Annotated in this window: 10 protein-coding genes and 4 tRNA genes; 11 read left to right on the top strand and 3 right to left on the bottom strand. The window is 47.0% G+C overall.

The annotated features are described in order from the left end of the window. Positions 1–9 precede the first annotated feature (9 nt). Positions 10–528 carry a GspH/FimT family pseudopilin gene (locus LSG34_RS19750; RefSeq protein ID WP_233011062.1) on the bottom strand — a complete coding sequence of 173 codons (519 nt, stop codon included), beginning with the start codon at positions 526–528 and terminating at the stop codon, positions 10–12. A 173-nt stretch (positions 529–701) separates the two neighbouring features. Here LSG34_RS19750 and LSG34_RS19755 point away from each other — a divergent pair, with 173 nt between their 5' ends. After that, on the top strand, positions 702–2,315 hold the full coding sequence (locus LSG34_RS19755) for an NAD+ synthase (RefSeq protein WP_233011063.1): 1,614 nt from the start codon (positions 702–704) through the stop codon (positions 2,313–2,315). 7 nt (positions 2,316–2,322) lie between these two features. Continuing rightward, positions 2,323–2,661: a nitrogen regulatory protein P-II gene (gene glnB / locus LSG34_RS19760; RefSeq protein WP_053425941.1), complete on the top strand. Its 339-nt coding sequence runs from the start codon at positions 2,323–2,325 to the stop codon at positions 2,659–2,661. A gap of 66 nt (positions 2,662–2,727) precedes the next feature. Here the strand turns inward: glnB and ettA are convergent, their stop codons facing one another. After that, on the bottom strand, positions 2,728–4,389 hold the full coding sequence (gene ettA / locus LSG34_RS19765; RefSeq protein WP_233011064.1) for an energy-dependent translational throttle protein EttA: 1,662 nt from the start codon (positions 4,387–4,389) through the stop codon (positions 2,728–2,730). Between the two features lie 162 nt (positions 4,390–4,551). Here ettA and LSG34_RS19770 point away from each other — a divergent pair, with 162 nt between their 5' ends. From LSG34_RS19770 to LSG34_RS19780, 3 genes are all read left to right on the top strand, one after another. Beyond that, positions 4,552–4,905: a DUF2750 domain-containing protein gene (locus LSG34_RS19770; RefSeq protein ID WP_127025572.1), complete on the top strand. Its 354-nt coding sequence runs from the start codon at positions 4,552–4,554 to the stop codon at positions 4,903–4,905. A gap of 165 nt (positions 4,906–5,070) precedes the next feature. Beyond that, complete coding sequence (locus LSG34_RS19775; protein ID WP_127025571.1) at positions 5,071–5,625, top strand: glutathione peroxidase; 555 nt, start codon at positions 5,071–5,073, stop codon at positions 5,623–5,625. A 136-nt stretch (positions 5,626–5,761) separates the two neighbouring features. Then, the gene (locus LSG34_RS19780) at positions 5,762–6,508 is read left to right on the top strand and encodes a sulfite exporter TauE/SafE family protein (RefSeq protein ID WP_233011065.1); all 747 of its coding nucleotides are present in this window, start codon (positions 5,762–5,764) and stop codon (positions 6,506–6,508) included. 15 nt (positions 6,509–6,523) lie between these two features. Here the strand turns inward: LSG34_RS19780 and rnhA are convergent, their stop codons facing one another. Continuing rightward, positions 6,524–6,994 (bottom strand): ribonuclease HI, encoded by a 471-nt coding sequence (rnhA, locus tag LSG34_RS19785; protein WP_233011066.1) that lies wholly within the window; start codon positions 6,992–6,994, stop codon positions 6,524–6,526. 65 nt (positions 6,995–7,059) lie between these two features. On the opposite strand from rnhA, the gene dnaQ reads away from it, so the two are divergent. The 6 genes from dnaQ (at position 7,060) to LSG34_RS19815 (ending at position 9,675) form a co-directional block, all read left to right on the top strand. Further along, positions 7,060–7,764: a DNA polymerase III subunit epsilon gene (gene dnaQ / locus LSG34_RS19790; RefSeq protein ID WP_233011067.1), complete on the top strand. Its 705-nt coding sequence runs from the start codon at positions 7,060–7,062 to the stop codon at positions 7,762–7,764. Continuing rightward, entirely contained in the window at positions 7,752–9,170 is a 1,419-nt protein-coding gene (locus tag LSG34_RS19795) for a TIGR03503 family protein (protein ID WP_233011068.1), read from the top strand. The genes dnaQ and LSG34_RS19795 overlap by 13 nt, the downstream gene beginning before the upstream one ends. Positions 9,171–9,278: 108 nt before the next feature. Then, positions 9,279–9,355 (top strand) — tRNA-Asp (locus LSG34_RS19800). 19 nt (positions 9,356–9,374) lie between these two features. Continuing rightward, positions 9,375–9,451, top strand: a tRNA-Asp gene (locus LSG34_RS19805). Positions 9,452–9,479: 28 nt separating this feature from the next. Then, positions 9,480–9,556: transfer RNA gene (locus tag LSG34_RS19810), tRNA-Asp, on the top strand. A 42-nt stretch (positions 9,557–9,598) separates the two neighbouring features. After that, positions 9,599–9,675, top strand: a tRNA-Asp gene (locus tag LSG34_RS19815). Positions 9,676–9,905: the final 230 nt, after the last annotated feature.

Genomic DNA, 9,905 nt, shown 5'->3' on the forward strand with positions numbered 1-9,905 from the left:
CCCATAATACTAATAAGGGCATGACGTATTTTCTTGCCATAAACGGCTTCGTCCGGCTTGGCTAACCGTTAATCTGAAATGCCAGTGATATGGCTCTTTGCTGCAATAGACAAAGGTACCGGACTCTAATAAATCCAGACTGCCGTCACTGCGAAATTGCAGTGATGGCCTGCTATAAAATAGTTGATGGCTGTGGACTGGATGCTTCAGTTCCCGCAGCAATAGATCCTGCCAGTTTTTTAACGCTTTTTGATGCAATTGAATGGGAGCAGAATTCCAGTCTGAACTGCAGACTACGCCATGACGTGGGCAAATCTGCACCTGATGTTGCTGAGCTATCGCATGTACTCTGGCATAAGCTAAATGTTGGCTGAGTTGTCGCATAAAATGTTCCGCCTGCAAACGCTGCCAAAGCTCCCGTAAATTGGGCATACCTACAGCCGATACTATGGCGATAATAGCCAGTACTAATAAAACCTCAATCAGGCTAAAGGCAGCAGACGTTCTGGCGAGGCGATGTGCATTCATATGCGAAAACATCCCTGTGGATTGGTCTGACTAAGTTTAGTTGCATTTATGTTAAATATCTAAAATCGTATTGGGATAGCATTAGGATAGTGCTTATGAAGATGCTTGATTGAGTCCGGCGGCAAAAATCGCTACCATAGCGGCAGTTTCTTCATCCTTTAGTGCAGGTTCAGATGTCCTCTGCTGTCTCTATTACCCTGGTACAGCAGCCCTTTATTGTGGCTGCTGTGGCGCAAAACACCGCAAAAGTGCTGGAGATTGCCACAGGCAGTCAAAGCGATTTGTTGTTATTTCCTGAGCTAACCTTAACAGGCTACCCGCCAGAAGATTTATTGCTGCGCGGCGACTTTCAGTTGCTGGTCGAGCAAAGTCTGCAGCAGATTTGTGCGGCTAAGCTGCCAAATACGCTGGTTGTGGGTCACCCATGGCGTGATGGCGAAGCCTTGTATAACGCAGCTTCTGTCATTCAAAAGGGTGAAGTGATAGCGCGTTATTACAAACAAGCTTTGCCCAATTACGGTGTCTTTGATGAAAAACGTTATTTTACTGAAGGCACTGAAGCCTGTTGTTTCGAGCTGAAGGGCCAACGTTTTTCAGTGTTGATTTGCGAAGATGTCTGGCAAGGCGCTCCGGCTGCTTTGGCCAAAGAACAAGGCGCAGACTGGGCTTTGGTGCTGAACGCTTCCCCTTATGAAATAGGTAAAGCCCAGCAGCGCGAAGACTTATTACAAACCTTAGCCAAACACCTGCATTTAGGTTTTGTTTATGTCAATCAGGTGATAGGTCAGGACGAGCTGGTGTTTGATGGTCAGTCCTTAGTGGTTAGTCCGGAAGCGCAACTGCTGTTTCGTGGTAAAGCCTGCGAGAGCGAACTTGCCACAGTCAATTTAGCTGCTCGCGGTCAGCATTATGGTCATGTAGAGCTTGCACCACGCTTATCGGTCGAAGCTGAAGTTTATGCAGCTTTAGTGATGGCCACCCGCGATTATATTCAGCACAACGGTTTCCCTGGCGCAGTGCTGGGTTTATCCGGTGGTATCGATTCAGCCTTAACGCTGGCGATAGCTGCCGATGCGATAGGCGCTGACAAAGTTCAAGCTCTGATGCTGCCTTTTGCTTATACCTCGTCTATGAGTGTGGAAGATGCCAAAGCTCAGGCTGAAGTGATGGGCGTTGAGTTTGATTCGGTGTCTATTGAGCCTATGTACAACAGCTTTATGCAGCAGTTAACACCCTTGTTTAAAGGCCGTGGTAAAGACACCACAGAAGAGAACCTGCAAGCCCGTATTCGGGGTGTGTTGTTGATGGCGATGTCGAATAAAACCGGCCGTATGCTACTCACTACAGGCAATAAAAGTGAAAACGCTGTAGGCTACTGCACTTTGTATGGGGATATGTGTGGTGGTTTTGCGGTTATCAAAGATGTGCCAAAGACTCTGGTGTATCGTTTAGCAGAGTATCGCAACAGCATTTCGCCTGTGATCCCACAACGGGTGATAGACAGACCACCATCCGCTGAGCTGGCGCCGGATCAAACCGATCAGGACAATCTGCCGCCTTATGATGATTTAGATGCAATGATTGAAGCTTATGTCGAACAGGACAAGTCACTGCCCGCCATAGTGGCTATGGGCTATGATGAATCCACAGTTCGCAGGGTTTTAAACCTGATTGATATCAACGAATACAAAAGACGCCAGTCGGCCGTGGGTCCAAAAGTGACCAGCCGCAACTTTGGTAAAGACAGAAGATACCCCATCACATCGTGGATGCGGAAACAGCGCTGAGGAAGTCATGAAAAAAGTTGAAGCTATTATTAAGCCTTTTAAATTAGACGACGTACGGGAAGCTCTGGCCGAAATTAATATCACCGGCATGACAGTGACTGAGGTCAAAGGGTTTGGCCGTCAGAAAGGCCATACCGAACTGTACCGTGGTGCAGAGTATATGGTCGACTTTTTGCCTAAGGTAAAAATTGAATTGGTACTGCCGGATGAACAGGTGGAACGTTGTATTGATGTGATTATCAAAACAGCTCAAACAGGCCGCATTGGTGATGGCAAAATTTTTGTGTTTGATGTGGAACGAGTGATCCGTATCCGCACAGGCGAAGAAAACGAAGACGCAGTGTAAAACTGAAAATGGGGTCAGATCACATTAATTGCCTGGCAATTAATGTGATCTGACCCCATTTTATTCTTAGATCTTTTTGTATTTAATGCGGTGCGGTTGCATTGCATCCGAACCGTAGGTGGCTTTCATCCAGGTCTCGTAGTCTGAATAGTTACCTTCGAAGAAGTTAACTTTACCTTCGTCGCGGTAATCCAGAATATGAGTGGCAATACGGTCAAGGAACCAACGGTCGTGCGAGATCACCATGGCGCAACCAGGGAAGTCGAGGATGGCGTTTTCCAGAGCACGTAAGGTCTCAACGTCCAGGTCGTTAGTTGGTTCATCGAGTAACAGCATGTTGCCGCCAGCTTTTAACAGCGCAGCTAAATGCACACGGTTACGCTCACCACCGGATAATTCACCGATAAACTTCTGCTGATCGTTGCCTTTAAAGTTAAAGCGACCGACATAAGCACGGCTTGGAATTTGGAAGTTACCAATTTGCAGAATATCCTGTCCGTTGGAGATTTCCTGCCACACGGTGTTTTTCGGATTCATGCTGTCACGGAACTGATCAACGCTGGCGATTTGTACTGTATCGCCCACTTCAATAGTGCCGCCATCAGCCTGTTCCATGCCGGTGATCATCTTAAACAGCGTCGATTTACCAGCACCGTTCGGGCCGATAATACCTACAATGGCACCTTTTGGAATGCTGAAGCTTAAATCGTCAATCAAGACGCGATCGCCAAAAGTTTTACGCAGGTTTTTCACTTCCAGCACTTTGTCGCCTAAACGTGGTCCTGGCGGAATAAACAGTTCGTTGGTTTCATTACGTTTCTGGAAGTCCTGGCTTTGCAGTTCTTCAAAACGGGCCATACGGGCTTTGCTCTTGGCATGACGACCTTTTGGATTGGTGCGAACCCATTCCAATTCCTGCTTGATAGAGCGCTGACGAGCGTTTTCGCTACGTTCTTCCTGCTCAAGACGGGCATCTTTTTGCTCTAACCATGAGGAGTAGTTACCTTCCCACGGAATACCTTCACCGCGGTCCAGCTCTAAAATCCAGCCTGCAACGTTATCGAGGAAATAACGGTCGTGGGTAATAGCCACAACAGTGCCTGTGTAATCGTGCAGGAAACGTTCTAACCAGGCTACAGATTCAGCGTCTAAGTGGTTAGTCGGTTCGTCCAGCAGTAACATGTCTGGTTTTTCTAACAGCAAACGACAAATCGCGACACGACGGCGTTCACCACCTGATAAATGTTTGATCAGCGCATCCCAGGCTGGCAGACGCAACGCATCGGCAGCACGGTCAAGAATATTGTCGAGGTTATGGCCTTCTTTAGCCTGAATAATAGCTTCCAGCTCGCCTTGTTCACGGGCTAAAGCGTCGAAGTCTGCATTTTCTTCAGCATAAGCGGCATAGACCTGATCCAAACGGGTTAACGCGTTTTTCACATCGGAAACTGCTTCTTCTACCACTTCACGTACAGTTTTTTCCGGGTCAAGCTGAGGTTCCTGTGGCAGATAACCAATATTGATCCCAGCTAAAGGACGGGCTTCACCGTCAAACTCTGTGTCCACGCCTGCCATAATGCGCAGCAAGCTGGATTTACCTGAACCGTTTAAACCCAAAACACCAATTTTTGCACCTGGGAAAAACGACAGCGAAATGTCTTTTAAAATAGTGCGTTTTGGTGGCACTACTTTCGACATGCGGTACATGCTGTAAATATACTGAGCCATAAGAGTCACTCATCTTGTTGTTTAGAATGCGGCAATTGTACGTTATTTTTAAAAAACAGGGGAACAGCACCAGACAGTAAAGGGGATTTTAATTCGTCTTTAATCTGGTTTTCTGGTCTAATAGTGCCAATTAAACTAACAGTTCATATAAAGGTGGTTGCCATGGGCGAATATTCACATGATCCGGTGTTTCAAAATTTTATTGCTGAAGCCAAAACTCATGGCGTGGTTTGGACTTTAGCAAACGGCGAAGATTTGCTGGTGGTCGAGTCTGTTGATTTTGAAGATACAGACGTGATGCCATTCTGGTCTAGTCAGGAAGCGGCCTTAGTGCACTGTTCTGAAGAATGGTCTGACTACAAACCAGAAGCTATTCCACTGGATGTATTCTGTGAAGGCTGGTTACAAGAAATGTACGACGACGGCGTACTGATCGGCACCAACTGGGATGAATCCTTAAATGGCCCAGAAGTCGAGCCTCGTGAAATTTTAGAAGCTTTGGCTTTAGTGCAATAAAATTTTCAAATGAAACAGGCGACGCAAGTCGCCTTTTTTGTATCTGCATGAATTTTATATCGGCGTGAAATAACAGCCTCTGATGGACGGTCTGTTGTTATAGCTCAGATCCAGCATCTGACTTGGTCCGTATCAGTTCATATCCTTTAATCACAGGAGCTAATAATGAAAACAATGAAGAAAATGCTGACTGCGGCACTGCTGCTCAGCGCAAGTGGCGTCGCTTTTGCCAATAGCTGTGGCGAAATTCTTGGCCATTCACTGCCGCAGTTACGTAAAAAAGAAACGCTGGATTTATGCGAAACCTACAAAGGCAAGACCTTGCTGATCGTAAATACCGCCAGTAAATGTGGTTTTACGCCACAGTTTAAATCTCTGCAGTCCTTGTATGAAAAGTACAAAGATCAGGGTTTAGTGGTATTAGGTTTCCCGTCAGATGACTTTATGCAGGAGCATGATGACGCGGAAAAAACGGCTGAAGTCTGTTACATCAACTATGGTGTGACTTTCCCAATGTTTGCCACCAGCGCTGTGCGTGGTGATGACGTGAACCCGGTATTTAAAGCCTTAATCGCCAAAACAGGTGAAAAGCCGTCCTGGAACTTTAACAAGTATCTGGTCAGCAAGGACGAGCAGCAGGTCAAACACTTTGGCAGTAAAGTGTCGCCCGATGACGCTGATTTTGTTAAAGAAGTAGAAGCTTTATTAAAAGCTGACTAAATCCGTTGCTATTACATGCTAAAGGTCAGCTGATGCTGGCCTTTTTTTATTCTGTTTGTTCAGCATGAAGCCTGCTTGCTTATTCCTTTAGTGAAGTTTAATATTTCTTTTAGTTATTAAAAATGTCTGGTTTTTTATGTCGGCTCTGGTACTGATTTCAGCTTTAATTATCGGCTTAAGTGTGGGGTTGTTAGGATCTGGTGGTTCTATTCTGACCGTGCCTGTGCTGGTGCATTTAGTGCAGTTGCCGGAAAAAGTGGCCATAGTCTCGTCTTTGGGTGTAGTGGCTCAAATCAGCTTTATCGCTTTATTGCCTTATCTGTGGCGTCGTCATCTCGATTTTGCATTATTTAAGCGTTTTGCGGTTCCGGCTTTTTTTGGAACTTTACTGGGGGTTGCTTTAGCTCAATGGCTGCACTCTTCTGTGCAACTGCTGATCCTGGCTGTTTTGATGCTGGGCAGCGCGACTAATATGTGGCGCAAGACCATTTGGCAGTGGCAAATCCAGTCTCACTGGCTGTTGGCTGCTCTGGCGATGTCTTTAGGTATGTTGACGGGTTTGGTTGGTGTTGGCGGTGGCTTTTTAATAGTGCCGTTATTGCTGGCTGTAACCGTGATCCCAATGTCTGGAGCTATAGCCTGTAGCCTGGCACTTATTTTCTTGCAAAGCAGTACAGGCTTTATCAGCCATTACTGGTTGATGTCAGTTCAGGGAGAAACTTTACCGCTGGAGCTGATTGGTTGGTTAGGCTTGATTGGTGCTTGTGGTAGCCTGCTCGGCATTATCTTGTCCGCTTACATTCCACAGTTATGGGTGCGGAAAACCTTTTCCGCACTGTTAGTTGGTACAGCAGTTTCACTGCTTTGGCCAATCATCCGCTGATAGTGCAAAGCCAGATCAGGCGGATGGCTGAAAACCCTCATCCACTTCTGTCGCCTGATGGGTTGCAGCAACCCGCGCTAATTCATCACAGCGTTCGTTTTCCGGATGTCCGGCATGACCTTTTACCCAATGCCAATTTACTTTATGCCCCTGACAGGCTGCATCTAAGCGGCGCCATAAATCCTGATTTTTTACTGGTTCTTTCTGACTGGTTTTCCAGTTATTTTTTTTCCAGTTGGCCAGCCACTGCGTAATACCCAAACGAACATATTGACTGTCTGTGGTTAAATCCACATCACAAGGTTGAGTTAAACTTTCCAGACCGACAATAGCAGCCAGCAATTCCATGCGGTTATTGGTGGTTTGCTTGTAGCCACCAGACATTTCTTTTTGATGCTGTTGATAGCGTAAAACAACGCCATAACCACCAGGCCCCGGGTTTCCAAGACAAGAACCGTCTGTATAGATTGCTACTGTTTTACGCATCGATGCTTCCCACAACTGAAATCGGCGTATAATCTAACGTAAAAGCGCTAAGAACACGAATCAGAATGCTGAAAAGACAGATAGTACTCGACACCGAAACCACAGGTTTAAGCCCACAGGAAGGCCATCGCATCATTGAAATTGGTTGCGTGGAGCTGATTAACCGCCGGCTGACCGGCAATAACTTCCATGTCTATTTACAACCCGACCGGCTCATTGATCAGGAAGCTATAGCAGTTCACGGTATTACCAATGAGTTTTTAATTGGTAAACCACGTTTTGCCGAAGTAGCACAGCAGTTTTGCCAGTACATAGCTGGTGCTGAACTGGTGATCCATAACGCCGCGTTCGACGTCGGCTTTATTAACCATGAGTTTAATCTGCTGCGTCCTGCACTTGCGCCTGTCACAGACATCTGTGGTGTGCTGGATACGTTAAAAATGGCGCGTGAGGCGCACCCTGGGCAGAAAAATAACCTCGATGCCCTGTGCCGTCGTTACGATATAAACAACAGCCACCGTACCTTACACGGCGCCTTATTGGATGCTGAGATTCTGGCCGATGTTTATCTGGCGATGACAGGGGGGCAGGTCAGCTTAAATTTAGCCAATGATGAACAAGCCGCAGCTCAGCAAAATGTGGTGGTAGGGCAGCTAAAACGTACCAGTCGTTTACCTGTTGTGTTTGCCTCTGAAGCCGAATTGCAATCGCATGAGCAGCGCCTGGATCTGGTGCAGAAAAAAGGGGGGAGCTGTCTGTGGCGAAATTAATTCATTTGCTGTTGTTATGTTTTAGCCTGCAGCTTTTGGCGCAGGATGCCACTACAAAGACCGAAACACAACAGGTTGTTGACGATCCTGCGGGCTTAAGCCTGTTGCCGGATTTAGCTGCCAAAAACCAGATCCCACTTTTTGATAACAGATTCCGCATCGATTACGAAGTGGAAGAAATTACCATGGTGTTTTTCCGAAAAAGGGGCTCAGCTTCCGTTATTCTGGTCAGGCCCGATGGCAGTAAAATCAATGTGGTCAATGCCCGTAAACAGGACGTCGACTGGTATGACGATCAAACTTATGATTTGATTAAAATTAAAAAACCCACTCCTGGTCCATGGCAGGCATTAGGGCAAATTTTGCCAGAAAGCAAAATTATGGTACTGACGGATATCGAACTGAAAGTGGATCCATTGCCTGATCACTTGATGACGGGCGAAACCATTAAAGTCACAGCCACTCTGACTAATGGCGGTAAGCCCATAGTTGCCAAGGATTTCCGCGATTTATTGCGTTTGGATGTACTTTTTATCAGCAGTAATGATGCAAAGTACGATAACTTTGGCGCCGGTGTGATTGAACTCACTACTTTGGCTGATGATGGCCGAAACTTTGATGAAAGACCACGGGATGGTATTTTTACAGGTGAATTTAAGCTAGAGATGAAACCAGGCCTGTGGCAACCTAAATTTGTTGTAAAGACACCTTTGTACACTCGCGAAGTGACACAAGAACCAGTAATTCTCCATAAAAGCCCGATCAGCTATGAGGTTGCTCAGGCAACAAAAGCTGAAGACCTGCACTGGCTGACGTTTAAAGTAACAGATCCGATGATTAACCCGCAGTCTGTTGCTTTGCAGGGCAAAGTTCGTTTCCCTAACAATGAAGTACAAAGTTTTACTTTGGGTGAAAGCGCCGAAGTGGATAAAAAGCTGAAAATTGTTAATTACGCCAGCGGCACCTATAAGGTAGAGAGCACTTTGTTTGCTCAAACTGTGAATGGCCGTGATGTGGTGATCACTTTACCTATGACTTCTTTTGTCGCTGAAGTTGTTGAGCCTGTTCCTGTCGCAGCAGAAGAAGGGGCTCAATCCGCACAGAATTCTGAGGTCGCAGCAACTCCTGTAGCTGCTCCTGTCATTGAACCAGTAGTGGAAGAAGAGAAATCTTTTCCCTGGGTATTAGTGATCCTGAGCAATATTATTATTTTGGGTGGTGGTGGTTTTGCTATCTGGATGGTGGCCACAGATCGGTCATTTAAGACGTTATTCTCGAAAAAGAATAACTCCATGGATTTGGAGACACTTGCTATGCCAGGTTCTGGTGATGCAAAAACGACCAGCTCAGGACAAAAAAACAGCAAGTCGAACGACATTCTGGAACTTTCTATGCCGGATGACTAAGGAATAAACAAAAGCGGCAAAAAAGTCGTTGACGGCCCTACGGTGAATCCGTATTATTCCCGCCGCACAGCAGCATACCCAATTGAAAATGCTGCAGTGTATTGGCGCGGAGCGGTAGTTCAGTCGGTTAGAATACCGGCCTGTCACGCCGGGGGTCGCGGGTTCGAGTCCCGTCCGCTCCGCCAATTTAATAAATGCTTCTTCGGAGCGGTAGTTCAGTCGGTTAGAATACCGGCCTGTCACGCCGGGGGTCGCGGGTTCGAGTCCCGTCCGCTCCGCCACTTAAGCATTTATCGTTTGTCTGATTCCGGAGCGGTAGTTCAGTCGGTTAGAATACCGGCCTGTCACGCCGGGGGTCGCGGGTTCGAGTCCCGTCCGCTCCGCCAATTCAGCAAACAAGCCATTAGAGCGCAAGCTCACTCCAGCGCGGAGCGGTAGTTCAGTCGGTTAGAATACCGGCCTGTCACGCCGGGGGTCGCGGGTTCGAGTCCCGTCCGCTCCGCCATTTTACTGGGTCTGTAATTCAGTAAACAAAACAACCAGCCTTGAGCTGGTTTTTTTATTTTTGGCATTTGGTCGTCTGACGACGACGGTTCAGTCGCTTGCTCTCTGTTAAAGCATGGCCGGCCTGTCACGCCCAGAGTTGAAAGATGCGCGGGTTCGAGTCCCGGCAGCGAAGCCACTTTACTGGGTTTGTAACTCAGTAAACAAAACAACCAGCCTTGAGCTGGTTTG

Source organism: Rheinheimera faecalis (assembly GCF_021290965.1).
In the GTDB taxonomy this organism is placed as follows: domain Bacteria; phylum Pseudomonadota; class Gammaproteobacteria; order Enterobacterales; family Alteromonadaceae; genus Pararheinheimera; species Pararheinheimera faecalis.

What these genes read in the sequence shown, in the direction of transcription:
- LSG34_RS19750 (WP_233011062.1), bottom strand. Translation starts at nt 528, where the DNA reads ATGAATGCACATCGCCTCGCCAGAACGTCTGCTGCCTTTAGCCTGATT.
- LSG34_RS19755 (WP_233011063.1), top strand. Translation starts at nt 702, where the DNA reads ATGTCCTCTGCTGTCTCTATTACCCTGGTACAGCAGCCCTTTATTGTG.
- glnB (WP_053425941.1), top strand. Translation starts at nt 2,323, where the DNA reads ATGAAAAAAGTTGAAGCTATTATTAAGCCTTTTAAATTAGACGACGTA.
- ettA (WP_233011064.1), bottom strand. Translation starts at nt 4,389, where the DNA reads ATGGCTCAGTATATTTACAGCATGTACCGCATGTCGAAAGTAGTGCCA.
- LSG34_RS19770 (WP_127025572.1), top strand. Translation starts at nt 4,552, where the DNA reads ATGGGCGAATATTCACATGATCCGGTGTTTCAAAATTTTATTGCTGAA.
- LSG34_RS19775 (WP_127025571.1), top strand. Translation starts at nt 5,071, where the DNA reads ATGAAAACAATGAAGAAAATGCTGACTGCGGCACTGCTGCTCAGCGCA.
- LSG34_RS19780 (WP_233011065.1), top strand. Translation starts at nt 5,762, where the DNA reads ATGTCGGCTCTGGTACTGATTTCAGCTTTAATTATCGGCTTAAGTGTG.
- rnhA (WP_233011066.1), bottom strand. Translation starts at nt 6,994, where the DNA reads ATGCGTAAAACAGTAGCAATCTATACAGACGGTTCTTGTCTTGGAAAC.
- dnaQ (WP_233011067.1), top strand. Translation starts at nt 7,060, where the DNA reads ATGCTGAAAAGACAGATAGTACTCGACACCGAAACCACAGGTTTAAGC.